This is a genomic window from candidate division WWE3 bacterium, assembly GCA_026396615.1.
Classification (GTDB): Bacteria; Patescibacteriota; WWE3; order JAPLWK01; family JAPLWK01; genus JAPLWK01.
On sequence record JAPLWK010000010.1, the window covers coordinates 173,985 to 200,826 of the forward strand.

At 43.2% G+C, this 26,842-nt stretch carries 33 protein-coding genes, 1 tRNA gene and 1 pseudogene; 25 read left to right on the forward strand and 10 right to left on the reverse strand.

The genetic code is table 11. The features are described from left to right. Positions 1–26 precede the first annotated feature (26 nt). A complete protein-coding gene (locus NT141_03870; GenBank protein ID MCX6784169.1) occupies positions 27–470 on the forward strand; it encodes a hypothetical protein in 444 nt (147 codons plus the stop codon). Here the strand turns inward: NT141_03870 and NT141_03875 are convergent. The 4 genes from NT141_03875 to NT141_03890 all read right to left on the reverse strand — a co-directional run bounded on the left by NT141_03875 (position 467) and on the right by NT141_03890 (position 1,976). Then, a complete protein-coding gene (locus NT141_03875; protein MCX6784170.1) occupies positions 467–1,198 on the reverse strand; it encodes a ZIP family metal transporter in 732 nt (243 codons plus the stop codon). The two genes, NT141_03870 and NT141_03875, sit on opposite strands and share 4 nt — an antisense overlap. A gap of 16 nt (positions 1,199–1,214) precedes the next feature. Continuing rightward, the gene (locus NT141_03880) at positions 1,215–1,646 is read right to left on the reverse strand and encodes an SET domain-containing protein-lysine N-methyltransferase (GenBank protein MCX6784171.1); all 432 of its coding nucleotides are present in this window, start codon (positions 1,644–1,646) and stop codon (positions 1,215–1,217) included. Then, entirely contained in the window at positions 1,639–1,776 is a 138-nt protein-coding gene (locus NT141_03885) for a hypothetical protein (GenBank protein ID MCX6784172.1), read from the reverse strand. The genes NT141_03880 and NT141_03885 overlap by 8 nt, the downstream gene beginning before the upstream one ends. 125 nt (positions 1,777–1,901) lie before the next feature. Beyond that, a tRNA-Gln gene (locus NT141_03890) sits at positions 1,902–1,976 on the reverse strand. An 80-nt stretch (positions 1,977–2,056) separates the two neighbouring features. Between NT141_03890 and NT141_03895 the strand changes: the two genes are divergently transcribed. The 10 genes and pseudogenes from NT141_03895 to NT141_03940 all read left to right on the forward strand — a co-directional run bounded on the left by NT141_03895 (position 2,057) and on the right by NT141_03940 (position 10,929). Beyond that, on the forward strand, positions 2,057–2,317 hold the full coding sequence (locus NT141_03895; protein MCX6784173.1) for a hypothetical protein: 261 nt from the start codon (positions 2,057–2,059) through the stop codon (positions 2,315–2,317). Continuing rightward, on the forward strand, positions 2,301–3,125 hold the full coding sequence (locus NT141_03900; protein MCX6784174.1) for a hypothetical protein: 825 nt from the start codon (positions 2,301–2,303) through the stop codon (positions 3,123–3,125). The genes NT141_03895 and NT141_03900 overlap by 17 nt, the downstream gene beginning before the upstream one ends. Then, positions 3,110–3,547, forward strand: a complete 438-nt coding sequence (locus NT141_03905) for a hypothetical protein (protein MCX6784175.1) — start codon at positions 3,110–3,112, stop codon at positions 3,545–3,547. The genes NT141_03900 and NT141_03905 overlap by 16 nt, the downstream gene beginning before the upstream one ends. 50 nt (positions 3,548–3,597) lie before the next feature. Further along, positions 3,598–4,548 (forward strand): tRNA-dihydrouridine synthase, encoded by a 951-nt coding sequence (locus NT141_03910; GenBank protein ID MCX6784176.1) that lies wholly within the window; start codon positions 3,598–3,600, stop codon positions 4,546–4,548. Positions 4,549–4,901: 353 nt separating this feature from the next. Continuing rightward, positions 4,902–5,570 (forward strand): annotated as a pseudogene (locus NT141_03915) (ATP-binding cassette domain-containing protein). A gap of 82 nt (positions 5,571–5,652) precedes the next feature. Then, the gene (locus tag NT141_03920; GenBank protein MCX6784177.1) at positions 5,653–6,435 is read left to right on the forward strand and encodes an ABC transporter permease; all 783 of its coding nucleotides are present in this window, start codon (positions 5,653–5,655) and stop codon (positions 6,433–6,435) included. A 45-nt stretch (positions 6,436–6,480) separates the two neighbouring features. Next, entirely contained in the window at positions 6,481–6,954 is a 474-nt protein-coding gene (locus NT141_03925; protein ID MCX6784178.1) for an FMN-binding protein, read from the forward strand. Between the two features lie 3 nt (positions 6,955–6,957). Beyond that, a complete protein-coding gene (locus NT141_03930) occupies positions 6,958–7,698 on the forward strand; it encodes an FAD:protein FMN transferase (protein MCX6784179.1) in 741 nt (246 codons plus the stop codon). Then, entirely contained in the window at positions 7,688–9,175 is a 1,488-nt protein-coding gene (locus tag NT141_03935; GenBank protein ID MCX6784180.1) for an RnfABCDGE type electron transport complex subunit D, read from the forward strand. The genes NT141_03930 and NT141_03935 overlap by 11 nt, the downstream gene beginning before the upstream one ends. A gap of 26 nt (positions 9,176–9,201) precedes the next feature. Continuing rightward, the gene (locus NT141_03940) at positions 9,202–10,929 is read left to right on the forward strand and encodes a class I SAM-dependent methyltransferase (protein MCX6784181.1); all 1,728 of its coding nucleotides are present in this window, start codon (positions 9,202–9,204) and stop codon (positions 10,927–10,929) included. Here NT141_03940 and NT141_03945 read toward each other — a convergent pair. Further along, positions 10,859–11,641, reverse strand: a complete 783-nt coding sequence (locus tag NT141_03945) for a hypothetical protein (protein ID MCX6784182.1) — start codon at positions 11,639–11,641, stop codon at positions 10,859–10,861. The genes NT141_03940 and NT141_03945 overlap by 71 nt on opposite strands. 1,278 nt (positions 11,642–12,919) lie before the next feature. Between NT141_03945 and NT141_03950 the strand changes: the two genes are divergently transcribed. The 10 genes from NT141_03950 to NT141_03995 all read left to right on the forward strand — a co-directional run bounded on the left by NT141_03950 (position 12,920) and on the right by NT141_03995 (position 19,683). After that, positions 12,920–13,681 (forward strand): hypothetical protein, encoded by a 762-nt coding sequence (locus NT141_03950; protein MCX6784183.1) that lies wholly within the window; start codon positions 12,920–12,922, stop codon positions 13,679–13,681. Between the two features lie 325 nt (positions 13,682–14,006). After that, positions 14,007–14,705 carry a hypothetical protein gene (locus NT141_03955; GenBank protein MCX6784184.1) on the forward strand — a complete coding sequence of 233 codons (699 nt, stop codon included), beginning with the start codon at positions 14,007–14,009 and terminating at the stop codon, positions 14,703–14,705. Between the two features lie 345 nt (positions 14,706–15,050). Continuing rightward, positions 15,051–15,527: a hypothetical protein gene (locus NT141_03960; protein MCX6784185.1), complete on the forward strand. Its 477-nt coding sequence runs from the start codon at positions 15,051–15,053 to the stop codon at positions 15,525–15,527. 16 nt (positions 15,528–15,543) lie between these two features. Next, complete coding sequence (locus NT141_03965) at positions 15,544–16,023, forward strand: hypothetical protein (GenBank protein ID MCX6784186.1); 480 nt, start codon at positions 15,544–15,546, stop codon at positions 16,021–16,023. Between the two features lie 57 nt (positions 16,024–16,080). Next, entirely contained in the window at positions 16,081–16,458 is a 378-nt protein-coding gene (locus tag NT141_03970; GenBank protein MCX6784187.1) for a hypothetical protein, read from the forward strand. 417 nt (positions 16,459–16,875) lie between these two features. Beyond that, positions 16,876–17,409 (forward strand): hypothetical protein, encoded by a 534-nt coding sequence (locus NT141_03975; protein ID MCX6784188.1) that lies wholly within the window; start codon positions 16,876–16,878, stop codon positions 17,407–17,409. Then, positions 17,406–18,146 carry a nucleotidyl transferase AbiEii/AbiGii toxin family protein gene (locus tag NT141_03980; GenBank protein MCX6784189.1) on the forward strand — a complete coding sequence of 247 codons (741 nt, stop codon included), beginning with the start codon at positions 17,406–17,408 and terminating at the stop codon, positions 18,144–18,146. Before NT141_03975 ends, NT141_03980 begins: the two co-directional genes overlap by 4 nt. A 194-nt stretch (positions 18,147–18,340) precedes the next feature. After that, positions 18,341–18,511 (forward strand): hypothetical protein, encoded by a 171-nt coding sequence (locus tag NT141_03985; protein MCX6784190.1) that lies wholly within the window; start codon positions 18,341–18,343, stop codon positions 18,509–18,511. A 61-nt stretch (positions 18,512–18,572) separates the two neighbouring features. Then, on the forward strand, positions 18,573–19,037 hold the full coding sequence (locus NT141_03990; protein MCX6784191.1) for a hypothetical protein: 465 nt from the start codon (positions 18,573–18,575) through the stop codon (positions 19,035–19,037). A gap of 244 nt (positions 19,038–19,281) precedes the next feature. Next, positions 19,282–19,683 carry a cupin domain-containing protein gene (locus NT141_03995; GenBank protein MCX6784192.1) on the forward strand — a complete coding sequence of 134 codons (402 nt, stop codon included), beginning with the start codon at positions 19,282–19,284 and terminating at the stop codon, positions 19,681–19,683. On the opposite strand, the gene NT141_04000 is transcribed toward NT141_03995, so the two are convergent. Beyond that, on the reverse strand, positions 19,684–20,916 hold the full coding sequence (locus NT141_04000) for a DEAD/DEAH box helicase (GenBank protein MCX6784193.1): 1,233 nt from the start codon (positions 20,914–20,916) through the stop codon (positions 19,684–19,686). Between the two features lie 168 nt (positions 20,917–21,084). Here NT141_04000 and NT141_04005 point away from each other — a divergent pair, with 168 nt between their 5' ends. The 4 genes from NT141_04005 to NT141_04020 all read left to right on the forward strand — a co-directional run bounded on the left by NT141_04005 (position 21,085) and on the right by NT141_04020 (position 24,988). Next, the gene (locus tag NT141_04005; GenBank protein MCX6784194.1) at positions 21,085–22,500 is read left to right on the forward strand and encodes an efflux RND transporter periplasmic adaptor subunit; all 1,416 of its coding nucleotides are present in this window, start codon (positions 21,085–21,087) and stop codon (positions 22,498–22,500) included. Between the two features lie 26 nt (positions 22,501–22,526). Then, entirely contained in the window at positions 22,527–23,228 is a 702-nt protein-coding gene (locus NT141_04010) for an ABC transporter ATP-binding protein (GenBank protein MCX6784195.1), read from the forward strand. 4 nt (positions 23,229–23,232) lie between these two features. Beyond that, complete coding sequence (locus NT141_04015; GenBank protein MCX6784196.1) at positions 23,233–24,453, forward strand: ABC transporter permease; 1,221 nt, start codon at positions 23,233–23,235, stop codon at positions 24,451–24,453. Between the two features lie 109 nt (positions 24,454–24,562). Continuing rightward, a complete protein-coding gene (locus tag NT141_04020) occupies positions 24,563–24,988 on the forward strand; it encodes a DUF5666 domain-containing protein (GenBank protein ID MCX6784197.1) in 426 nt (141 codons plus the stop codon). Here NT141_04020 and NT141_04025 read toward each other — a convergent pair. The 4 genes from NT141_04025 to NT141_04040 all read right to left on the reverse strand — a co-directional run. Further along, complete coding sequence (locus tag NT141_04025; GenBank protein ID MCX6784198.1) at positions 24,945–25,172, reverse strand: hypothetical protein; 228 nt, start codon at positions 25,170–25,172, stop codon at positions 24,945–24,947. The two genes, NT141_04020 and NT141_04025, sit on opposite strands and share 44 nt — an antisense overlap. A gap of 67 nt (positions 25,173–25,239) precedes the next feature. Then, a complete protein-coding gene (locus NT141_04030; GenBank protein ID MCX6784199.1) occupies positions 25,240–25,434 on the reverse strand; it encodes a hypothetical protein in 195 nt (64 codons plus the stop codon). A 7-nt stretch (positions 25,435–25,441) separates the two neighbouring features. Beyond that, positions 25,442–26,437, reverse strand: a complete 996-nt coding sequence (locus tag NT141_04035; protein MCX6784200.1) for an ATP-binding protein — start codon at positions 26,435–26,437, stop codon at positions 25,442–25,444. A gap of 15 nt (positions 26,438–26,452) precedes the next feature. Further along, positions 26,453–26,842, reverse strand: a 390-nt coding sequence (locus NT141_04040; protein ID MCX6784201.1) for a response regulator transcription factor, incomplete at its 5' end; no start/stop codon positions are given.

Consider the following 26,842-nt stretch of genomic DNA (forward strand, 5'->3'; position numbering starts at 1 on the left):
ACACCATTAGTGCTTTCATTAAAAGTATGCGGGCCAGTCAACCGGACGCGGCTCTTTACTATCTCGCTCGCATGATTGATGCCGGGGAGGACCCGCTCTTCATTGCGCGGCGCATGGTCGTTTTTGCTTCGGAAGATATCGGAATGGCTAATTCGGCCGCTTTAAGTGTCGCCAACGCTGTCTTTAGGGCTTGCGAAGTTATTGGCTACCCGGAATGTCGCGAAAATCTAGCGCACGGTGTGGTTTATTTGTCATGCGCCACTAAAGATCGAGGTGCCTATGATGCTTATATGAAAGCTCTTGTGGACGTTAAAGAATTTGGTAATTTGCCAATTCCGCTGTCCGTTCGCAACGCCCCCACGCAGCTAATGAAAGATCTGGATTACGGCAAAGGCTACCAAGCTTATACTAATAAGTCGTATTTGCCGGAAAAAATAAACGATCGTCACTACTACCAAAAACCTGTTTAAGCGCCACGAGTGAGGTAAATAATTCCAATTCCAAGTAGAAATAATAAAAATGAAGAGACAATATTAAGACGTGAATTATCGGTTCTAACTTCCGGGATTAAGTCTGCCGCGGCAATGTAAATAAAACCACCGGCAGCAATTGGTAAAAGATACGCAATGATTAATGGTGACGACTGACCTAAAAAGTAGCCGCAAATTCCCCCTAAAATTGCGATCATAGAAATCCCAAAATTAGCAAGAACGGCTTTTTTACGGCCGAAGCCGGCGTGTAAAAATACTCCCACATCACCAATTTCTTTGGGAATTTCGTGAAAAATGACGGCGGTACTAATAGTGACGCCAAGGGCCGGACTTGTTATAAAAGCGGCGGCCACAATTAAGCCATCTATAAAATTGTGAACCGCTTCGCCAATTAGATTTAGAGTGCCAAAATGCTTATGGGCATCTTCCGCTTCGTTGCAGTGATGCCAGTGCAGGACTTTCTCCAGGAGTAAAAAACAGACGAATGACGCTAGAGTAACTTCAAACAAGGTCGTCACGGGAAGTCTGGCCGCCCCCTCTGGTAGCAGATCCAAAAAAGCTCCACCCATTAAAGTTCCGGCGGCTAAAGAAACTAACGAGAGTAATATTTTTGAGAGGATTTTTTGATTTATAACTAGCGTCAGCGCTCCCAGTAAGGACCCAAAACCAACGATTGATAAAGCGATAATAATATAGAAGAGTGTCACGAGGCCATTTTACACTTTAAACGATGTTTCGACCATCGTATTCTTTAAACCAGCTATCAATTGGGTTTTGATCTTCAGGGAAACCGTTGTAGTTTACCAATATCTCTGATTCTTTTGCGATATCTGTAACCGCGACATAAACCAAAAGTTCGTTAGTGTAATCAAAAACATATTCTGCGTTAGGTTGATAGGAGTGGTTGTATAGCATGGCGTAACCAAGAGGCAGGCACCAGTTGTTATCGTCCCAATCGTAATAATAATTGTCGATGATGTTTCCAGACGGTCGAGATTCAAGCTTCTTTCTTTCATCTTCGTATTTAATAAGTATCAAAGGACATTTTTCTATAACTTCACCCTTTTTAATATCACTGGACGCAAACATTCCTCGGCACTTTAAAGTTTCCGACCAACCAACATAAACCGGCCATTTGGGGTAAATACTATTCATAAATCATGTGCTCAAACCACCGCTCTTGAAATTTCACCGCTTTTTCAATCTCCTCATTTTGCATTGTAGTTCCTTCTACAGTCTTCCCAAGAAATGTTTTTGCAAGCTTTAAGGATTCAGATTCATTCATATTAAAATAAAACTCCTCTTTCGTAATGTAAAAATTTACTAAACTAGTGGAATTATATAACAAATGATTGGTATTTAAAGGGTTTTATAACTATGTTTCAAACTAGCTTTCGAAAGTAATTTATCTGGCTGGGGAGCTTGGAGTCGAACCAAGAATACCCACCTCCAAAGGGTGGTGTCCTACCATTAGACGACTCCCCAAAACGTCGCCGCATGTGCATTATACCCATTTAAATCTAATTCCGCTTTGACATTCGTACTTTATTCGGTAATATTAAAACATGAATCAACGTCTTAGTTTACCGGTTTCGGTAATTTCTATTTTCGATCATAAGACGCGTTTAGTAAAGCCGTTGCGGGTTTTATTTGAGGGTAGGGCTTATGAAATCGTAAAAATTGGTTATCACCACACCTACCGAACAGGCCGCGTCCTTTACCATATCTTCTCTGTCGCCAGCGATAATTTATTCTTTAGATTAAATTTAGATACCGAAAGTCTTTTTTGGACTTTGGAGGAAGTGAGCGATGGAGAATCCAATTAATTTGCCTTTTAATCCAAATGATCCCACGATATTACATCTGGATTTAAATTCCTGTTTTGCTTCTATTGAGCAGCAGGCCAACCCTTTATTACGCGGTCGTCCGGTGGCTGTAGCCGCCTATGTGTCGCCGCGTGGCTGTATCCTCGCCGCTTCTTATGAAGCAAAAAAACTGGGGGTAAAAACCGGAATGCGCGTTCAGGACGGCAAAATGCTCTGCAAAGATTTAGTGGTACTGCCGCCGGACGCCAATAAATATCGGGCTGTCCATTTAAAGATGCGGCAGCTTTTAAACTCTTACACTAATTTAGTGACCCCAAAGTCAATCGATGAGTTTGTATTAGATTTGGCCGGATCACCATCTTTAAAGCTGGGAATGGCGGAGACGGCTTTGAATATTAAACGTCGTATTAAAGAGGAAGTAGGGGATTACTTGCGGGTTTCTGTTGGAATTGCTCCCAATCGGTATTTGGCTAAAGTGGCTTCTTCCTACCAAAAGCCCGACGGTTTAACGGTTATAAACAACTCTAACTATGCCGCCATTTACGATTCCCTTAAGCTTACTGATTTATGCGGTATTAAAGAGGCGAATGCGGCCAGACTTAACGAAGGTGGTGTGTATACCGTCACCCAAATGTATGCAGCTTCCGCGGCGACTCTAAAGTTAGCCTTTCATTCTGTTTGCGGCTACCAGTGGTATTTGCGTCTGCATGGCTACGAAATTGATGACGTTCTTTTTGCCCGTAGTAGTTACGGCAACTCTTATGCGCTTCCCGATAAGCGGGACTGTCGCGGGTGCTCCTCAAGTTAGTTGAAAAGACGGGCTCTCGGATGCGATCTGCCGGTTATAAAGCGCGAGGTGTTCACGTTGGTCTTTTATATAGAGATGGCAGTTATTGGCACCACGGTCAAGTAACGCACTCTTTGCTTTTTGATTCTCGCGATATTTACAAGGAAGCTCTTCATATTTTACGGCATTCGCCTTGCGTAAAAGCGGTCCATAATTTAGCGGTATCCTGTTTTAATCTAGAAAAAGAAACCAATCAGCAATTATCACTAGTTGAAAATTTGGATCGTAAAGAACGGCTGGTCTCAGCGATGGATGCGATTAATAAACGCTACGGTAGCTTTGTGATTACTCCGGCTTTGATGCTGGGAACCGAAAAAAACGTTCCCGACCGGGTGGCGTTTGGTGGGATCAAAGAGTTAGAGGAGGTATTAATTGATCGTTGAGGACGGGGCATGCCCCGTCCTCAACCGATATAATGTACAATACAACTTTAATGACTAATTTCTGGCAAAGACTTCCCAAACCTTTCACAGTTCTCGCCCCTATGGATGGGGTGACTGACGTGGCCTTTCGGGAAGTCTTATTCCGGGCAGCAAGGCCGGACGTTTTCTTTACTGAATTTACCAGCTCCGAAGGTCTGCTTTCTCGCGGTCGTGAGCGACTGCTGCGTAACTTCGTTTTTAACAAGGCGGAACATCCGATCGTGGCTCAGATCTGGGGCAGTACACCGGCCGCCTTTACTGAAGCCGCGCGAACGGTCAAAGATCTAGGCTTTGATGGGGTTGACATCAACATGGGATGTCCAGTGCGGGGCGTAATTGCGCATCATAGCTGTTCCTACCTCATCACTGACGAAAAATTAACAGCCGATATCGTTGCGGCGACCAAAGAAGGAGCTGGCGATATGCCAGTTAGCGTTAAAACTAGAATCGGTTTTAATAAAATTGACACTGAACGCTGGTTTAGCTTTCTGCTTGGTCAGAATTTAGCCGCTATTACGGTGCATGGCCGGGTCGCTTCGCAGCTTTCTAAATATCCGGCTAATTGGGAAGAAATAGGTAAAGTGGCTAAACTTCGTGACGAGTTAAGTCTCAGCACTATTATAGTGGGTAATGGTGACGTTAAAAGTTACGCTGATGTGGTCAAGCGGTCAGAAGAGACAGGGGTTGACGGCGTTATGATTGGTAGGGGAGTGTTTGAGAATTTGTGGTGTTTTGAGAAGCCTCTTGATTCGGTCGAACACACTGAAGGCGAGAAGATCGAAATGTTTAGATATCACATTGCAAATTATCAAGAATATTTTGGAGAGACCCGTGATTTTAATATGCTCAAGAAATTCACCAAAGTCTATATAAACGGCTTCCCGGGTGCTTCAGAATTAAGGCAAAAACTGATGGAAACTCAATCATTAGCAGAATTAACAGAGATTTTAAGGAAAGCTTAATCTTTTATATATACATGAATATAACGTGCGTTTAGTGGTAATGGTCCGTGGTTTGTACAATTTAACAATTTTTGCATAGTTTTAGCTGTTTATTGCGTAGATTTGGACAATATAGTATAAATATTAAAATATGAAGCTAGAACTTTGGAAATTTGGAAATAGTGCTTGATTTCCAGGGGGTAATAACTCTTACACCGTCATGGGCGGACGAGTTTTTGACTAAATTAGGAGAACGTTACGGAGACAGAGTCCATCTTATAAACACTAAGAATCCGTCTATTGAAGCGACTTTAAGCCTATTAAAAAGGCTGGGCTAGAATCTTGGTAGTGAGTAGTATATAATATAGACACATATGAATATAATTGAAGTAACTGATTTAGTTAAAACTTATAAAAAATCGACTACAAATGCCGTTGATCACATTTCTTTTAACGTCGCGGAAGGGGAGTTCTTTTCTTTTTTGGGCCCTAATGGCGCTGGTAAAACGACTACAATTTCCATTCTAACCACAATCTTGGCTATGACCTCAGGTTCCGTTAAAATATCCGGTCACGACATCGATAAAGACGCTTCGTTTGTACGGTCGCAAATCGGAGTGATCTTCCAAAAACCCAGTCTTGACTTGAATTTAACCGGTGAAGAAAACATTCGCTTTCATACGATTCTTTATAAAATGTACTCTTTTCGTCCTTCGTTTAAGCTAATGCCAAAAGAATATCAGGATAAAGTTTTAGAATTGTCGGAACTGATGGGCTTAAAATCGGAAATATTTAAACCGGTAAAAACCTTTTCTGGAGGCATGAAGCGAAAACTGGAAATTATGCGGACTTTGATGCATAAGCCAAAAGTATTATTTTTAGACGAGCCTACAAGCGGTCTTGACCCTTTGAGTCGTCGCAATCTTTGGGAATATTTAAAGGATGTTCGTAAAAAAGAAAACATGACGATCTTTTTAACTACTCACTATTTAGAAGAAGCGGAGGACTCTGATCGAGTGGCGATAATTAATCATGGAAAAATTGTTATGAACGACAGTACCAAAAACATTTTGCTCGATAACACACAATCTTTGGAAGATGTGTATTTGGATATAATAAAGGAGAATGATGCATGAATTAAGCCCAATTTTAGTAATCGCTTATCGTGATTTAATGAAGTTTCTACGCGATCGGCAACGAATCGTGTTTTCTTTAGTTTTTCCTTTGGTCTTTATTGCGGTTCTTGGTGGCAGTATTAACTCAAATCTTGCTCAAAACGTTGGTTATAATTATTTAACCTTTATTTTCATTGGAGTGATCGCTCAAACTTTGTTCCAGACCACCGCTTCCGGTGTCATCTCACTAATAGAAGATCGGGAAAATGATTTTAGTCAGGAAATTTTCGTCTCCCCAATTTCTCGCTACTCTATTATCATCGGCAAAATCTTAGGAGAATCACTCGTCGCCATGGTTCAACTCATCGGAATTTTCGCAATCGGTTTTATAATTCGAGTACCACTACAGATGTCGCATTTAATACTGCTGATACCGTTTAGCTTATTAGTATGCCTCTTTGGCGGGGCCTTTGGGATTTTAATTTTATCTAATTTAGGTAGTCAGCGCTCAGCTAATCAGATTTTTCCTTTTATAATGTTCCCGCAATTTTTCCTGGCCGGTGTTTTTACGCCTATTAAAACTTTACCAATCTACCTGTTAATTTTGTCACGCATTGCCCCAATGACTTACGCCGTTGACCTCCTGCGCAGCATTTACTATTCAGGGCTCCCGGAAATTAATAAAGTGGTGTTGCACCCTTTTATTCTTAATTTGGGGGTTATCCTGGCTTTTACAGTTATCTTCATTTCGATCGGTACTTTCTTGTTTGTAAAAAACGAAAAGAATAGATAATAATCTATCAGCTAAATTTCAGCGTAGTCTCATATATTAAATTATATGAAAAAAATACTCCTATCTGTCGTCGTCGTCTCCGCCTTTATTTTTTATAGCTTAACTCAACAGGGAAACTCCGCGACTGTTCCTGTCATCGCTACTGTTCCTACTACAACACCGCAAGCACCAGTGATGGCCCCGCCAACTACGCCTGCAGTGATTGCACCACCAGCCAGGCCGCCAATGATGTCTAAATATAAAGATGGCACTTTTATCGGTTCCGTGGCCGATGCTTACTACGGTAATATTCAGGTGGCAGCAGTAATTAAAAACGGTAAGTTAACCGCGGTCAATTTTTTGCAGTATCCCAGTGATCGTTCCCGCTCGATCGAAATTAATAAACACGCGATGCCGCTACTATCGCAAGAAGCAATTAGCGCTCAAAGTAATCAGGTTGATGGCGTTTCCGGAGCCTCTGATTCCAGTGCCGCCTTTGTGCAATCCCTTGGCGATGCATTAGCATCCGCCTTAAATTAATTTATGCAGGAAAAACGTGTCATGTGGGACATGCCAATCACTGTTGAAGTCTTGGACACTAGGGTTGGCCTTCACGATCTAAATAAAGTTTACGACTATTTTAAATATGTTGACGACACCTTTAGCACATTTAATAAAAATAGTGAGATTGAGCGGATTAATCGCGGAGAATTAAGTCTGGCCGACGCGTCACGCGATGTCAAAGAAGTTTTAAAACTATGCGACCAAACAAAAGAGGATTCACACGGATATTATGATATCAATCGCAGCGGTCGCCTAGAACCTTTAGGACTAGTTAAAGGCTGGGCTATATTTAAGGCGTCACAGATTCTTGACGGGCTGGGCTTTACTAATTATTACGTCGAAGCCGGCGGCGACATTCAAGTCAAAGGGCCGGGGCATCAATGCGACGGTTGGCATATTGGAATTCGCAATCCGTTTAAGCATCAAGAAATAGTAAAAACTGTTAAATTAATAGAAGGTGGTGTGGCTACCTCTGGCACGTCGGCTCGCGGTCAACACATCTATAATCCATTTAAACCCGGTCAGCCAATTCTGGAAATCGCTAGCCTAACGGTCATTGGACCAAATATTTACGAGGCGGATCGAATGGCGACGCCAGCTTTTGCGATGGGCACAGAGGGCATTAATTTTATTGAGGCTCTGCCAGGTCTGGAAGGCTATTTGATAGATAAAGACGGCCTTGCTACATATACCAGTGGTTTTACTAATTATGTGGTCTAAGTTTTTAAACTTAATCGACAACTTTTTAAACCGAATTACGATGTACCGTTTGGTACTGTATGTTCTGATCGGACTACTAGCCTCAGCGGTCATATTAGGGGCTCTCGGCGTCGTTCCCTACAACCCAGCAGCTCTAATTTTATCGACTAGTTTTATTCTCCTCATATCTCTTATTACCAACGACGTTTTTGCCAAAGTTTTTAAAGCAGTCAAAAATCAGGAATCGGTTTATATTACCGCTTTAATACTGGCTTTAATCGTGTCTCCTATCACGTCATTTCATGATTTAATCTTTTTATTTTGGGTTTCGGTACTAGCCACGGCCGGAAAATATATCCTGGCAATCGGAAAGAAGCATTTATTTAATCCGGCTGCCATCGCCGTCGTCATAACAGCCTTTGGTATTAATCAAAGTGCCAGCTGGTGGGTAGGGAATACCTTCACGACGCCTTTAGTTATCATCGGCGGCCTGCTACTCACTCGCAAAATTCGACGCGAGAAGATAGTTTATACATTCATTGCCATTGTTGTTGGGGTGAGTTTACTCTTCGGTTTAGTTAAAGGATCGAATATGCTTACTATGCTAAATACGATTTTATGGCACTCTCCACTATTCTTTTTCGCTTTTGTGATGCTCACCGAACCGATTACCAGCCCTGTCAATAACACATTTCAAATGATATTCGCGTTTATAGTTGGCATTTTATTCGTGCCCCAGATTCACGTTGGCAGTTTTTACTTTACGCCGGAATTAGCTTTGGTCATTGGTAATGTTTTTGCTTACTTCGTGACCCCAAAATATAAATTAGTCTTTAATATCAAAGAAAGAGTAAAAACGGCCGCCGATACTTTCGATTTCGTCTTTCCACTAACTAAAAAAGTATCTTATCTCCCCGGGCAATATATGGAATGGACTTTGGGATCGAGTCGCAACGACAACCGCGGCAATCGTCGCTACTTTACTTTAGCTTCTTCGCCAACCGAAAATAATTTACGATTGGGCGTTAAGTTTTATCAACCAGCCAGTAGTTATAAAGAAGCCTTGTTGACGGGATCTAACGCCACTATTGTGGCTTCGCAATTAGCCGGTGACTTCGTATTACCGTCATATAAAAATGAAAAATGCGTTTTTATTGCCGGTGGCATTGGCGTCACGCCGTTTCGGAGCATGCTTAAATATTTGATAGACACGAACGATAAACGCGACATTAAAGTAATTTATGCTAATAAAAAAGCCGAGGACATCGTTTATAAAGATGTGTTTGACGCGGCGAAGGAGACACTTGGCATTGAGACAACTTATACTTTTGGCCATGTCACTACTGAGCTAATTAAAGAGACAATAAAAGATTACCAGGACAGAGTTTTTTATATTTCCGGGCCGCAATTGATGGTTAAGGCAACTAAAGAGGCTCTTCTCGGACAAGGCGTAAGTAATCACCATATTAAAACCGACTTCTTTCCCGGCTTTGCATAATTTAAAAAATAAGGCATTATTAAAAGGTGCTGGAAAAATTAGGTTCAGAACAGTATTTATCGGAAGCCGCGGTGGATGCCTACTATCGTGTCGCTTCCCAGTTCCCTGTAAACATTACGATTGATAGATTATCGTCCGAAAATAAAACAGACTTAGGGATTATTTTTAGTGCCTGGAAGGAGTCCAAAGATCAAACAGACGAGCTGAGGCTAGGGATTAGCGACAGGGGCAACTATAACGATGAGATTCTCGACGAACGTTTTATTCGCCAGGACGAATATTTAGACCGGTTTTTTGGAGGACTCACAAATAAACCTAACCCCAAATTAATTTTAGAAACTTTGCGGGATCCAGAAATAACTGCTCGAGAAGTGCTGATTCCGTATTTACTAAATCAAGTTTACGGAGCCTGGGTAACGTCCCCGGAAACTTATTATTACGCGAGTCTTGAGGATCAGATTTCGCCTATACTAACAGCGGCAGTGCCGTTACTGTTAGAAAATGGTGACCTAGCAACACCACGACTAATTTTAGAGCATTATAAGTCAATTCATGACGAGGTTACTCCTCGCGAATTGCTGTTATTGGAGGATCTTCCAGAAACAGATAGGCGGACGCTTTTAGTACACTATATTAATACTTTTGGCTTTATTAAAGCTGTTGATACTTTGTCTACCGCTCTCAAAAACGAAGATTTACCAGTTGAGTTACGTCAGAATTTAAAAACTCTTTATGACGAGATTGAGGGAGAGCAAGTGCAGGCGGTCATGGCCAGTCTTGACGAAGTCTATTCGCACGTGGAGTTTAGTAAGTATGCTCTTAATAATAAAGAGTTAACTGACTTTGAGGTCGGTTTAATCGAGCGGGTTAGTCATCAGAATGATCGGATCGCCGACCTAGGGGCCGGAGCGGGGCGCCATACTTTAGCGCTTTTGCGGGCTGGTTATACTGACGTTACCGCTTGCGACACTTTTCCAGATCACTTAAAGCTTATCAAAGAAGAGGCGGCTACCGAGGGTCTTGATGAGGTTAAAGTGGCGGCCATGAGCTGGCACCAATTAGGCTTTGAGGCGGATAGTTTAGATATGGTTTACTGTTTAGGCCGTTCAGCGCTGCACAATCGCACTGGCTCTGATTGGGCCAGTTTTATGAATGAAAGTTGGCGGGTTCTTAAAGACGATGGTTATCTTCTTTTAGACGTGCCGGATATGGCCGATGGCGTTTATAACGACAATGAGGCTCATCTACGGGAGCACGCTCGTAACTTAGGTCTGGATAGTTCCGAGTCGATGCGGCTTTTTGATGGGCCAGATCAACTTCATAAGTTTAACCGGATGGCTTTAACCGATACTCAAATACATGAATACGCCGAACTTTTTGGTTTTACGGTTGAAGCGATGGAGAAGCATCGACTAGGTGATCATGGCGAAATAACTAACGTTTACTACACTTTACAAAAAGATCCGAATTTTGACCCCGGTAAAATGAATCGCTGGGAGCTACAAGATGCGCTTGCACATATGGGGTTACTTGATAGCGGGGTAGATTACAATCAAAATATTAAGTCGTGGCGGGGCACTTTGGGGCAAGCGTTAGCCCTTGGTCCCTATACGCTGGATCACGCTAAACCGGAAATGCTCGGGCCGTGTTTGGCGCACGTCACTGCTTACGGCACAGAGTTAACTACGGAGTACGCGGGGGCGTATTATACGACCCTGCTTGATCCCATGCCAGGGCAAAGAGGGCACGCATAGTCTGGGCGATGAGAGCATTCTGAACTATTATCGCCATTAAATCTTTTTCGGCGTGGAAGTTAATAAAAGCCACTTTATCGCCATAAATATCCACTTCAATTCCTACTGGAAACTTATCTTTGGGGACGACTCGCGTCTCCCGCTGTTCCGCTTCGTCACGACTGGTATAGGTCTTGGTTTTGGCGTCTTCGGCGACGATGACTTTGGCCCAGACCTTGGCTTTTGATCGCTTCACAGCATAAACCTTGGTCAACCAAGCATAAACTTTAGGGTCAACGTCTTCGGTCTGCAGAATAGCCCAAATTTCGGCCTGCTCTTTAATAGTATCCTCGTACACCGCTTTAATGCCTTCCAGTCCTTCGTAAATCTTCACCCCAGGCTTATTTTCGGTGGTCTTAAAGGCGGAGATTAGTTCTGGCAGGTAGGTTTGCAGTGACACCTCACTGTTTTTAGCTTCTTTCAACCGGTTCTCAATGATATCGGCTAGCTTAAAGGGATGCTCCGGGCGAAAGTGGAGCCGTTTCTTAATCGTTACTTGCGATACCAGGCCCTTTTCTTCAAGGTCATACAGAGTCTTATAAACAATCCCGCGCTTCAGGCCCGATTTCTTAATCACGTCACCGACGGGGGAGACACCTGATTGTAGGAGAACGGAGTAGAGGAGCGCCTCTTTGTCCCTTAATCCAGATTCTTTAAGTGCTTTCTCGTACATACCAATAATATATTCGATTCCATGTAGAGACGCAATCGGGTTGAGGACGACCCATGGGTCGTCCCTACAGATCTATAGGAGGCCTCCTGAAACACGGTTGTAGGGACGGGGCATGCCCCGTCCTCAACCAACATAATTGTCAATACCACTTGACAATACTATAGGGGTATGCTACAATATGATTGTCACAGTGAGGAACACGGCAAGGGCCCTACCTGCCAGCGCCGTCAAACCCCCTTGACAAATAAGACTATAGGTGCTATGATGATAGCATGCTGAGAAAGGGTCAAATAAGCCCCCCGCTCAGAGCCCTATAAATAGAGAACAAATAGAAACAACAAAAAACAAATAACACAGAACAGTAGCCGAAGCGGTTTTGCCTACAAGCCTACCGGCCACGACTGGGTATATCCCAACCGCGGTACTCAAAACTCGCACGTTGTCACCTGATAACACGGCCCCAAGAGAATCTGCTGGAGATTGGCAAATGACTTGTCAAAATAACTTGTCCTGAGCTTGTCGAAGGAGTAAGGCTCAAATAAAGAGACAAACTAAGAACCGTATAAATAGAAGTAGTAAACATCAATTTGTTTACCTAAACCTACCTTAGGTACTTACCAAATAGATTCGTGGGTACTAGAGGAGAGACCGAGAAGGCAATGAGAGAGAAAAGATTACCTACCAATTAAGTACTCTCTCATTTTCTTCCCCAAACCAATTCGATTAATGATTAATGATTAATGTTTAATGGCAAATGATTAATGCCGATCAGCTTGTTAGCTGACCCCAAAAAACATACCGTGCAGTTTTTTGGAGTTAGGGAATAACTAGACTTTCAGTCTAGATAAATGTCACAAGTGACATTTAGAAGCAGCACTTTGAGAACTTAACGACTAACAAACTTCTTTAAGAAGCGCAACGTGGTTATCAAACTTGGTAGCTAGGTTGCCTTCTTAAAGAACAAGTACTTTGAATCTGCTTAACAGCAGGCCTATCCATAGGTTTATTAATTGCTGCGAGCCGCCCTAAAGGCGCATAAGCTTCGCGTATGGCAACTGGTAAAGTTTGGAAAAGATACTTTCGGAGAGAAGACTAGGAGATCGTCCTAAAAACGAGGCTGGTCCAGAAGCGGGGTAACCCAAGGGACTTAGGAGCACAGCTGAATCTGTGACTAGAACTGGAAACTTGAACTCGCAAGAGCAAGTAACAGAAGGTTCTTGAAAAATCGAATCCGACAATCTTCCCGACGAGGCTTCGATGTGAAGTATAGGAAGAAAAATGAAGCAGTATTTTTTCGTTCGTGAGGGTACGGTCGATAAGTTCGGTAAGTTGATTTCCGGTGCTGTCGTCGTTACATACGACGATGGGAATGAGGTCACAGCGGTTACCTGTGAGGGAAAGTCGGTCTCTCTTAAAAAGACCGATTTAATTCCAGAAGTTGGCTCCGAAAAAGCTTGGAAGTTGGCGGCTGCAGCTCACGTGCAGAAGGTTGCGGATAACCTCGTTCAAGCCGGATTCCAAGTTGCGAATCTTCGTTGGGTATATGAGCCCAGCGGCAATTCTACCGAAACGAACGCTGACGTTGCGGAAAACGTGGATTGGATCGGCAACAAGATTGCTACGATTGCTGGGCAAGTCCGCAAACAAGCTCGGGCTGTTTTTGCCTTGCCAATATGGTACCGAACATTTCAGATGGACATACAACAGTGGCCAGTATTTGACTGCCACGAGACGTGTTTTAATCTGATACCGCCAGACGGTGACGGTAAAGATTGGAAAGTTCTAGCTGAAGGCGAATCAGTTGATTTGCCTTGTGATCAAGTGTCCGAAGGTCGTTTTTTGAGTGGCACCAGACATATCGAAAATGTGGATGGTTGGTGTGATCGTGCACAGAGCAATCACTTTCGGATCATGAAGAACGGCTTGAGTCCCGAGGTTTACGATGCGTGCAATGCGGCGTATGAAGCGTTGAGTAAAAAGGCGCCAATATCGGCAGCCCGTAAAGCTCTTCGCGAAATCATGGACGCCCTCGGAAAGTAAGTCGTTAGTTAATGGTGCTAAATAAGTTTACAAGCAAATTAGTTGTAAACGGCACTGAGCCACTCCACTAAGCTCTAAGATTTGTGGAAAGAAACGTTTGTCTCGATCGGGAGGTGATGTGTTTTTGACTTTATTGTCTTTAACATCACTTCCCGAGTTCGTAAGACTTCATCAAGTAATTGGTGAGGTGCTACGAATTAAATAGATCTGCACTTTCACAAATATTACAAATATCTTTTTCTTCTAGAAATTGGTTTCGGCCTTTATGGATCTAATAATTTGGGTCTGCAAAGGTCGAAATCACAGAAAAGTTTAGGAGAGAAAAATGATTACAGTAGAACAAATAAAGTCCGCTCGTTCAGAACGCGCAGCAAAGGCTGCAGAACTTCGAGCCATGTACGAGTCACGCATTCCGAAGCTCCAGGCTGCCGATTGGCCGGAGAAGGGTTGGGAATGGAAGCAAGCCAACACATGGGTGTGGCTGCGTAAGGAGTGGGCGCACGGGGATAAGTCTGCCACTTTGCGGGCCTATTTGGCGCCGACCGAGGACAAAGATCCGCAGCCGCATTTCTCGCCCCGCGAGGCCGGTTTCGTGGCAAAGTGCTTCACAGTCGAACCGCGGTGGCCTGATTCACCGTTCGGTGGTGAGGAATGCCGTCAGAAATGGATCGGTGAGCTGGTCGAACGCGATCTGCCAGCCCGGCCGCCTGAGATTTTCGAAAATGACCCGTTCGACGCCGGCGAGGAAGTTTGGATCGAGGTCTGGGATTCCACGAAAGCGGGTCCGTTCGCTGCTTTCAACGCAGTATGGGGGCCGGAGGCGAAGCAGGCGATCCACGACGCTCAGGACAGCCTGTTCGCTCGTGAGCGCGGCAACGTCAACGTATCTGAGCATATCTATGCACACGGTGTTTGCCAGCATCGCCCCGCTTTCGGACCAAACTTCAACGGTTTGGAGGAGAATTGCCCCAAGGCAGCTCCGATCGTCGAAGAGGAAGTGGTCGAGGAGAACGACGAGGAGTAGATATTTAGTTCTAAGAATTGACACGGCTTGGTGAAATAAAACTTCAATGGCAAATAAGCATTGAGGAAGTGTCAAATTGTGTTAGATCCGTTCCGTTTGTCTCTTTGGTTCAGTAGCAGAAGAAATTAGCCACCTGGTGAAATCGCTGCTACTGGACCTAAAGTTTTTGGACTAAATCGGAGTTACTGGATCCGCCAGCCGGCGGATGACAAGTGATTAATGGTTTAGATCAAAAACTTTAGGAAAGAGAGGCACGTTGAAAATATAAATACTGGTTTCGACCTTGATGAGTCTAAATGACTTGGATTTATTAAGGTCGAAATCAGAAGAATTAAAGAGGAGAAAATGAATACAATCGCCGGTGCTTTCGCTCGGGCCTTTAAAAACCCAGAGCCATACATGTTCGGTACGGAAGAATTCTTTCCGGTAGGGGATTGGGATGAACCACTCCCGATCGGGAAGATTATGCCGGACATCAAGCGCTTGATTTCATTGTGGCAATTGCCACTGGATCGGGCGTTGTATGAGACTGGCGAAGGTTTGGCTTTACTAGCAAACCTGGCGAATTTGAGCGCGAAAGAGATCGACCCGTCGTTTTACGACATCAAGTCGACTTTGATCGCGCACGCACAGAGACTTAGCGATCATTGCTGGGCGAACGACGGCATCGTCTATTTCGAGACGGTCGTTGGTCAGGTCTCGTTCCATGTTTTCGATGAGGACATGGAGGTTCTTAACCCCATGCGCCACACCGAAGAGTGGATTGGGTGGTCAACTCAGGAGATCGCTCCCGAGTTGTGTTACGAGTTTTTGGATATTTAGAAGGAGGTCCAAGAACATGAAAGACGCCATGAAGTTGAATATTTGGATCCGCAAGCAGCTTGAGGAGCGTTGCGGAAAGTTCGACGATCGGACGGGGGTGGGTTTTTCACAATTTGTGTGGCATCCGCTTTCGAATCGGGGGCTCCACGAGCAGTATTTAAAGCCTCGTGGGCTATCCATACAGGCGCCAGCCATGAGCGTTTTATGGACAGTGGAGTTCACAGAGCGCAGCGTTCGGTTTACGCCGAAGGTCTATTTAATAGACCGGGACGATTTTTCTCAGCGTTACGCAAAGGCGAATGTTGAGATTCGGGTGGCTTTGCGGGAGCAATTTAACATTGTCTCCTTCGAACTCGCCACACCCGAACCGATTGTTTTCTTGCCGGGCTCGAGTTTGACCGGTGGTTCAACCGCTGTGTTAAGATCCGACGCCGTAGCAGAGATTGATCGACAAATTGCTGACCTGGAGGCCTTTAAGAAGGCTACGTTAGGTTAGCGATCAGCAGACGGAGCGAGGGCGGGGCGCCAGCTCTGTTTCCTAGGAGGTAATCAAATGAACGTTTACGTTGTATCTCGCGAGACGAATGACCCGATCTTCGGGGAGGGCCAGTCGTACTACGGAAATAGCTTCGCAGTCGAAGGCAAGGTTTACACCATGCCGGGGACACTCGCGAGGGATTTCCTAAAGCTAGTTAGCGACTTTTCGCAGCTAGCAAATCCGTTATTAGGGAGGGAACTGGTTACAAAAGAAACCGGCATCTCTCTCGACGAAGAGCCCGAAGACGAATATTGCTGGGAGTTCCTACTCTCCAGCATAAGCAACAATAATCCGATCGAAGGCCGCATACGCTACAGCGTATACGATCGGAAGACCAAGGAAACTCACCGCTACCAGACGACGTATACAATTACTCGTCTTAAGCTCGTGTAGTTTCGTGAAGGGTGCTGTATAAGTTTTAGATCAAATTTAATCTAAAACCGCACCGGAGCCAAGACCACCAATGCTCTTGAAAAAATTAGGTGGAAAGTTCCCTCCTTCGCTAAACCAGACTTCGCTAAAGCTACGTCTGGCAAAGCTTCGGAGGGTTAAGAGACTCTAATTCGTTTACTCATAAGAGTCTCTAAATGTCTCTTTACGGGAGGTAGTTTATTTGCAGCAATGCTTATAAATTTTACCTCCCGTTTTTCGTTTTCTATAGATTGGTTGAGGGCCGCATATATGCGGCCCCTAAGGTTTCTTCGGGATCTACTCGAAGTGGCGGCGTAGGGGATTGATATATCAAGCCTTTAAGGCACATGGCTATCTTCAGCCTTGACTCCACGACACGTTGTGATATACTGTACATATATGTACAGAATACAAGAACTGATGCTCCAAAATAGACCGTACTATCATACTCAGGACTTAGCCGTTATTTGGGGCATTTCCAATAAAAACACTTTATATAAGACTATTAGCCGCTACTTAAAAAATGGCGTTTTGCGGTCGGTTTACAAAGGTTTTTACAACACGGTTCCTCTAGAGCAACTTGACCCTGTCGAGCTAGGACTGGCCTCTCTGCACACTTTCGCTTACTTAAGCACCGAGAGCGTTCTTGCCGCAGCTGGCGTCATCAATCAAAACCCCACTGCCATTACCCTGATTTCCTCAGTCTCTAAAAATTTCAAAATTGGTGATAATATTTATAAAGCGCGTCAGCTGAAGGGTCAAAATCTGTTTATCGACCTTGGTTTGGTAGATAAGAGTGGCTATTTTGTTGCTACTCCAGAGAGAGCAGCGGCGGATTTGCTATATTTTGATCCAAAATATTTTATCGACAATAAAGAACTGCTTAACTGGTCACAAGTGATCCAGATTAGAAAAGAGGTCTACGGATTATGATGCCAATTTCTAAACCAGCTGATGCTATCCACAAAGTCTGGCTGTATCGGGTCCTAACCGAGATCCTAGATAACACACTTCTCTCTCAACATCTCTATTTTAAAGGGGGTACATGCGCCTCAATGATTGGATATCTCGATCGATTTTCGGTGGATTTGGACTTTGACTTGAAAGATGGAACTGCGAAAGCCGAGCTGCGTACCCAGATTTATAAAGTTGTCAAAACCTTGGGCTTGTCGATCAAGGATGAGAGTAAGAATGCTTTGCAATTTTTTCTAAAATACGAGGCCCCCACCGACTCTCGAAACACCCTTAAACTCGATATAAACGATCTGGTTCCTCAAACCAATGATTATATAGCGAAGTCACTTATGGAGATTAATCGGACAGCTAATTGCCAGACAATCGAAACCATGTTTGCTAATAAACTGGTCGCTTCTTTGGAGCGTTTCGAGAAAACTCGGAGTGTTGCCGGTAGAGATATTTATGACATACATCATTTCTTTATGTCTGGTTATAAATACAAGCCAGAAATTATAAAGGAGCGGCGCGGCACGTCAGTCATTGATTTTATTAAAAATCTTCTAAGCTTTATTGAGATAGAAATCACGGAGACTGTGATCGACCAGGATTTAAATTTATTACTGCCCCCGCTTAAATATAGGCAGTTAAGAAAGACTCTAAAGTCGGAAGTACTCGTCTTCCTGAAAGACGAGCTGACGCGACTCCAGCCTTAACATAATTCGGGGGGAGGGGTGGTTTATTTGCAGCAATGCTTATAAATTTTACCTCCCGTTTTTTTGATTAGTTGCTTAGTGAACTCGGTGAATTTAGCAACTATCAATCCCGCCGTAGCTTCAACGAAGGCGGATGTTGGTTAACGTGCGAAAGATGATGTTTTCGTCTCAAATGATATATAATCAACATTGTTATGACTAAAAATATGACACTGCGAAAAAATTACCAGAAATATCGAAAAAATAAGAAGTCTCATGCTTCAGCTTTAAGTTTTTTTAAGGCTTTCATGCCAGAAATGACTTTTAGGACCACTAAACTTGAGGGAGAACCTATAACCAGATCACTAATCAAACGAGTGTTTTAAATTAAGACTACTTGTAGATACTCTACCGGAATGAGTTTGGATTTAGTGCTAGAATTTATACGTGCCTCAGGACTCTGATTACGAAACTTCGAAAGGTCTTGCTTACAAGAACTACAAAGAGACCCAGCAAATCTATTGTCCATATCTTAAAACTAAGATCTCTTTCAGCAGTGATGGATTTAGACATTTAGTTTATAAGGGTGGTGGAAAGAAACGTGACGAAGAGTCTCAGCTAATGCGTTTTACACTTCTTGAAAAGGCTCGTGAAGTTTTAAGCATCACTACAACTCTTCAGGAGTATCAGTCAGAAAGTCGGGAAATGCTAGTAGAGGAACACGAGCAGAAAGTCTCCAAAATTGTGACGGTTGTATACTTTGGTTTCATAGCAATTATTGAAAACTGGAAATTTAAAGTTATTGTTAAGCAAATCGGAAAGGGCAGACCATTCTTTTGGAGTGTGATTCCCAATTGGCGGACTAGAAATAAAGAACGAATAATGTTTAAAGGGAATTTGGAGGAAGGCTAAAAGGTGCCTGCTGCAGGTACTCCCTAAAAGGGGACCGACTGGAGCCGAAGCTCACAGGCAATGCTATTATAGCATTTTCTTAGAACAAATCAACTACACTAAAAGCCTTTTTAAAAGCGTATTTTTGAGCTCACAGTTAAATATACGTTGGGTTATACCTTACACATATGTACAGAATAAATGAACTGAATAGAGTAAAATAGTGATTGACGTACTAATTTATTTGGTTTAATCTCTAATCACTATGAAACATGGTTATTCTTCAAATCTAGAATCCCTAACTCTTCAAAACTCCAGTTTTAGACATGTTATTTATACTGCTAAGTACTGTCAACTGGTTTTGATGTCTCTGTTACCTGGTGAAGAAATTGGTTCCGAAGTTCATGAAGATGGCGATCAATTTTTCCGCTTTGAAAAAGGGGATGGTAAAGTCGTTATCAACGAAACAGAGTACATAGTTTCTGACGGATCAACGGCGATCGTTCCCGCCGGAGCTCAGCACAACGTCATCAACACATCATCTACGGAGCCTCTTAAACTCTACACTTTATATTGCCCACCTCATCACCAAGACGGCATTGAGCGCGTCACTAAAGCCGAAGCTGTGGCAGATGGTCCCGAGTTCGATGGCGTAACCTCCGAATAATTAGTCGACGAAAGTTAAAGCGGTACCTTTTTTTCCAGCTCTCCCGGTTCTTCCAATGCGGTGAATGTAATCCTCGTAAGTGGCGGGCAGGTCATAATTAATAACATGACTAATATTGTCAACATCAATGCCTCTTGATGCTAAATCAGTAGCCAGTAGAATATTAATGTCATTGCGTTTAAAACTATTTAAAATTTGTTGCCGCACCCCTTGCGATTTGTTGCCATGAAGCGCCCCCACCCGTAACCCTTTGAGCATTAAATGTTTGTGAATCTTATCAATCCCATTTTTAGTCCGACCAAAAACCAAGACTTTACTAAATTCCGAGGTTTGCAGTAAAGCACTTAATTGCTCAATTTTAGTTTCTCGGTTAACTATTTTAATAATATTTTGCTCAATGTTGCTAAGGTTGTCACTCTTTTTAAGAGAGATAGTTAGCGGATTGCTTACAAAACTATTAATAATCTCAGTCACTTTAGGCGGAAAAGTCGCTGAGAAGAATAAGGATTGCCTTACTTTAGGCAGCAGATTAATAAAATATTTAATATCGTTAATAAAACCGATATCAACCATTAAATCCACCTCGTCTAAAATAAAGGTCGAAAAAGTGCTTAATTTAATGAAGCCGCGGTCTATTAAATCCTTAAGTCGGCCCGGAGTGGCAATAACTACTTGCGGATTTTGACGAAGTTCCGAAATTTGACGAAAAGAACTGGTGCCGCCCATAACGACAGTCGCATAAATCCGAGTATTCCAGCAAAAACTACGGAGCTCATCGCGAATTTGACAGGCTAATTCTCGAGTGGGAGCAACGATTAAGGCTCGGTCATTGGGATTTTTATAAAGTCTGTCGACAATTGGAATTAAAAAAGCGGCCGTTTTGCCCATACCGGTGTTAGTAACGCCGATTACGTCGCGACCGGCGATAATAGGTTCAATTGACTGATCTTGAATGGGGGTAGGAATTAAGTAGCCTTTACGTTTAATATTTTGCTTAACTACGTCAGAAATTGGAAAGTCGTTAAAACTGTGTGTAACCGGTACGTCAACTGTTATTTTTTCGTCACTGGCTTTTTTAATAAAGATGTTAATATCAGCTGTTGCCAGCCGGCTCATTCCGGGGCGACCTTTGATTAGCCTACCATATCGAGGTTGTGATCCAAAATTATTACGACTGGAACCCGCAGAAGAACGGAACCGACCCGGTCCGTAGCTGCGAAACGCTTGCGCCATAAATTGTTTAATTGAAGAAGAAGGCTAAGAGTAGGACGGGATAGTATCTTAGAGGCTTTTAACAACGTTTAAGAGAGGTAAAAACCGATTATCTAAATCAACTTTATTATTATAGCACATTTAAGGCAACTCAGCCACTTCTCAGGTAGTATAATTATTCTACCAACTATGAGCATTTCATTAAAAGCTAGAATTGCTAAAACGCCACTGTTTATAAAGATCGGTGTTGCTGTATTTTTACTGGGACTGGGTTATTTTATTTATACTCGGGTTAAAGCTACCAAATCAAACGTACCGCAATACGTGACCGGCACTGTTACTAAAGGCACTTTGGTGGTGGCGGTAACCGGCTCCGGCAATATCTCTTCCGTAAACAGTGCGCAAATCAACACCTTAGTTTCGGGAACGGTGACTAAGGTTTACGTTAAAAACGGTGACACTGTTACTAAAGGCCAGGTTTTAGCCGACGTGGCTTTAGATACCGATAGCACTTTAAATTCAAGCAAAAACTGGACTTCCTATCTATCCGCCAAAAACTCTTTGGTAAACGCTCAAATTAATAAAGTAAGTTTAGAGCAAGGCCAAGTGGCTGCTTCTAATAGTTTAGACACTGCAACACAGTCCATCACGACTCTGGGGCAAGCGGTTTCCAATGCCGAAACGGCCTATACAACGGCGCAACAGAACTGGCAAGCGGTTGTTAATGATTCTCACGATGATCCAAACCGTCAAAAGGCAGCGACAGCTCTTAGTGCCGCCGCGGCAGCTAAAGATGCCGCTATAGCCTCACGGGATAATTATAATCAGAATGTTGCCGCGTCTTCGCTTAGTAGTGACGTTGCCACTCAAAAATACGGCACGGCTGATGACGCTATTAGCTTGTCACAAGCCTCTTTATCGACCGCCTGGCTTACTTACCAACAATCATTACCGCAAATTACCGCCCCCACCGACGGCATTTTAAGCAACTTTAATTTATTACCTAACACCGCCATTTCCACTAGCACCAGTACTTCCGGCACTAAAAATTCCACTGTCGTTGGCTTTATTAACTTGCCGGCCAGCAGTTTACAGGCCAAAGTAAGTTTATCGGAAATTGACGTAGTGAAAGTAATTCCGGGCCAAAAAGTCACTCTTACAATGGACGCATTTCCCGGGAAAACCTACACCGGTAGGGTTTTGGCTATTGATACGTCAGGTACTACCAGTTCCAATGTCACCAGTTATCCAACCACGATTATTTTAGATTCAGGAGAGGCCAACATGTACCCCAATATGGCCGTGAATGCCAGTATCATCACCAGTATTGTTGACAACGCTTTACTTATTCCCAACGGCGCTTTGCAAACAGCCAATGGCGCGACGACTGCCCGAATTTTGACAAACGGGCAACTTAATTCCGTCGCGGTCACCGTAGGCCTTAGTGATGGTACGGATACGGTCGTAACTACCGGTCTTAATGAAGGCGACAGCGTCGTGACCGGCATTGTTTCAGCAACGACCACGTCGGCTGCGTCCTCTAAATCTTCGATCTTTAGCACGCTTGGCGGGTCTCGCAGTGGCGCAGCTAGCTTTGGACGTTAAGTTTATGAACTATGAAAAATCATCCTATCATCAAAATTTCCAATTTATCTAAAATTTATAAAACTGATTTTTTAGAAACAGTTGCTCTCGATAAAGTGTCTCTCCAGGTTGATGCTGGAGAATTTGTGGCAATTATGGGGCCTTCCGGTTCCGGTAAATCAACCTTAATGCACATAATTGGAGCGTTAGATAAACCAACTTCCGGTGAGTATATTTTGGATGGCGATAATGTTGAAAAGCTAAATGATGACGAATTGGCGGATATTAGGAACCGCAAAATAGGCTTTATTTTTCAGGCTTTTAATCTTTTACCACGAACGACCGCTCTCAAGAACGTCATGCTGCCAATGAAATACGCTGGAGTGCCAAAAGAAGAGCAGGAAATCAGGGCCAAGAAGTTTCTTGACCTAGTTGGTCTTTCCGATCGGCTAACGCATACTACTAACCAACTTTCCGGTGGTCAGCAGCAGCGAGTGGCCATTGCCCGTTCTCTTGTTATGAATCCGGCCATACTCCTTGCAGATGAACCAACCGGTAATATTGCCACAGCGCAAGCTGACGAGATCATGGCCATTTTTCAAGAGTTAAACGACGCCGGCCATACTATTGTAATGATTACGCACGAGCCGGATATTGCCGAGCACGCTAAGCGTATCGTCCATATTAGGGACGGTCATATTGCCCTAGACTCTTCACAGCACCAACAACGGCAGGTAAAAAGGAGCTGATACTATGAATTTTTGGGATATTTTTATCGAAAGTTTATCCACGTTAACTTTAAATAAAACGAGGACAGCTTTGGCGATTTTGGGAATTGTCATAGGCATTGCCAGCGTTATCGCCTTAATCTCTTTGGGAGAGGGTACGTCTTCCGCTATTCAATCGCAAATCGAAGCTTTGGGCTCAAATCTTCTCTCGATATCACCTTCGTCTTCAGGTCAGGGGGCAGTGCGAGGGGGATTCGGTGGTGGCACTACACTTACTGTGGCCGATGCTACGGCCATCGCCAACTCATCTCAAGTAACCACAATTTCAATGGTGTCACCGGAAGTTTCCAAGCGCGCCCAGGTAGTGACCGGTGGTAATAATACAAATACATCTGTTACCGGAGTGACTTCGTCCTACATCACGGTTCATAAGATATCAATTGCTTCCGGTCGTTTCATTAGTGATTATGACGAAGCTTCGATGGCTAAAGTGGCTGTGATTGGTCCTCAAGTGGTCTCTGATTTATTTGGAACGAACGACCCACTCGGGCAGTCAATTAGAATTAATAATCAGTCGTTAATTATTATTGGCGTGACGGTTAGTAAAGGCGGCACCGGCTTTTTGAATCAAGATGATAGTATTTACGTGCCTTTATCGACCGCTCAGAAACAGCTTTTCGGTCAAAGTTATTTAAATACGATATCAGTTGAAGCCAAAAGCGTTGATGTAATGACTCAGGCCCAGAATGAAATTGGCTATTTACTCCTAGCTCAACATAAGATTTCTGATCCCAGTAAAGCCGATTTTTCGATTTTAAGCCAGCAAGACATTTTAAGCACCGCTTCGTCGACAACCGGGACGTTTACCGCCTTACTTTCCGGTGTCGCCGCTATTTCTCTAATCGTCGGCGGCATTGGGATTATGAATATTATGTTGGTTACTGTTACCGAAAGAACCCGCGAAATAGGTCTTCGTAAAGCCCTAGGAGCCCGAAAAAAAACCATCACCACGCAATTCTTAACCGAATCCGTTATTTTGACTTTTAGCGGTGGCCTAATTGGCGTAATCCTAGGGATCGCCACGTCGTACTTGATATCAAGTTTAACTTCAACGCCTTTTGCGGTCTCTATTCGATCAATCGGACTAGCTTTTATCGTGTCATCCGCAATTGGCATTTTGTTTGGCTGGTACCCCGCTCAAAGAGCGTCAAGTCTGCAGCCAATCGAGGCGTTACGTTATGAATAATTAAGACTATTGAGACCATTAAGACTATTACGACCATTTATCGATCCGACTCAATAGCCTTAATAGTCTTAATAATAAATAGTCTTAATTTCCGATCGGGGGTGATTTTATGTCTAAGAACAATATTATTATTACAGCTGTCATCGCTGTTATCGTAGCCGCAGGGTCATTTTTTGGTGGCTATAAATATAGCCAAAGCAAGTTAGCAACAAGAACCGGGGCAAGAAATATGACCGGACAATTTGGAGGAGCCAATGCAGCGGGAACTCGCGGAGCTTTTAGACCGGTTGTCGGCGATGTTTTAAGCGCTGATAGCAAGTCACTAACTGTTAAGCAAACTGATGGTAGTAGCCGAGTCGTTATTTTATCGACTGCAACACAGATCAACCAAGCCGCTTCCGCTAGTGCTTCTGATATTAAAGCTGGTTCAAAAGTAGCCGTTTACGGAACTACGAATACGGATGGCAGCGTTACGGCCCAAAGTGTTCAGATTAATCCAGTAATTTCCGGGGCTTCCGGAATGATGGGACGTTAACGACTAGAAAACAAACAGCGGCGTAACCGGCGTGCAATGAGGGCACGGCCGCTACCAGATTGGCACCAAAAAATTGGTACACTGATGGCAAGCTGAGAGCTTTAAGGAAGTTGCCAAATACAACTTCCATAATTTTATAGACGTTGGAAATTATTCCTCGATTGCTAGCCAGCCACGGTGGCATGGCCGGAAAAATAATGATTGCAATTTAATGGTCGGCAAATATCCAAATAAATTAATGTCAAAATTTATCATCGGGTAAATATTGGGAGCGACCAATCACGAATAAACTGTTTGCCACGGCCTAAAACTAGAGTTAGGCCCAAGCCGACAGCGAAAAACTGGTCTGGAGAAAGCCCTATTCGATGCCAAATAGAAAAGGCCACTACCACACTTAAATAGATAATAGTAATAAAAATTACCACTTTGTGGGAATTATTAGTCATTAATTCTTTACTGGGGCAGCGAAATGGTGAAAGTTGAGCCTTGCGCAAGCTTACTAGCGACTGTGATTGTACCATGATGCTGGTCAACGATTTTTTTGGCAATCGCCAGCCCCAATCCGTAACCACCAGATTGTGAACGTGATTTATCGCTTCTAAAAAAACGATCAAAAATCATTGTTTGATCTTCTTTATTAATCCCAATTCCATGATCGGTAACCTCAAATTTTAGCCTATGATCAATTATAGCGGCTGTGATAACGACGTTGCTAGCAACAGGGCTGTACTTGATAGCGTTATCGAGCAGAATAACTAATAGTCTTGCTATTTTATCGTGATCGACATTAATTATTTTATCTTCGAAGTTGGCTTCAATAGTAATATTTTTTAGCAACGCTGACTTTTTAACCAGGTCGATAACTCCAGTAATTAGTTTATTTAGATTTACACCTTGTAGTTCTAATGCTGTATCTCCGTTTTGCCATTGTGCAAGATCTAGTAATTCATCAGATAATCTTTGAAGATTGGCGATATCATTTAAATTATCGCGCAAAATTTCTTTGGCTTGGGGTAGTGTCAACAACTCATCCCGCAGATTAACCTCAATCGTTGTTTTTTGAGCGGTGAGTGGCGTTCGTAGTTCATGTGAAGCGTCGGCTACGAATCTATTTTGATCATCAATCATATTTTCGATTGGTTTTAAAGTTCGTCCGGCCAAAAAATAACCGGCCGAAGCCGAGACTATTAAAATAAATATATTAATAATTCCCAAGCTTCCAAGAATTCTTTCCGTGGAGTCCTCAATAATGGTTTGGTCTGGTGGGGGAAGGCCAAAAGGACTGGGATCAATTAGTTGTTGCAGCTGATAACGGCGATAAAATCGAACATAGTTATCATTAACTTCACGATTCAGTAAATAATAAATGGCGACACTAAAGAAGATGCTAATGCTCATTATAATTAGCAAATACCAAATAGTCAGTTTTAAGCGAGCATTATTAAACATTAATATCCAGTCGTGTCATTCCGGGCTTGACCCGGAATCCAGTCCCATTTTATAACCAAATCCCCGAAAAGTATTAATTAGCGGTTTACTTTTGGAAAATGGTCGATCAATTTTATTTCTTAAATAACCGATATAAACTTCAACAGTGTTTGGCAGAATGTCGGCTTCGTAACTCCAAACGTGATCAATGAGTTGATCTTTGGTCAGAATCTTGTTTGGGTGTCGCATTAAATATTCTAAAAGAGCGAATTCTTTGCTTGATAACTTTATATTATTACCGTTTCGTTTGACCTCGTACTTGCTGGTGTCTAATTCCAGATCTTCTATTTTTAAAACAGTTCCCAAAGTTTCACTGGGACGACGAAGAAGAGCGCGAATGCGGGCGAGCAACTCTTCAAAAGCAAA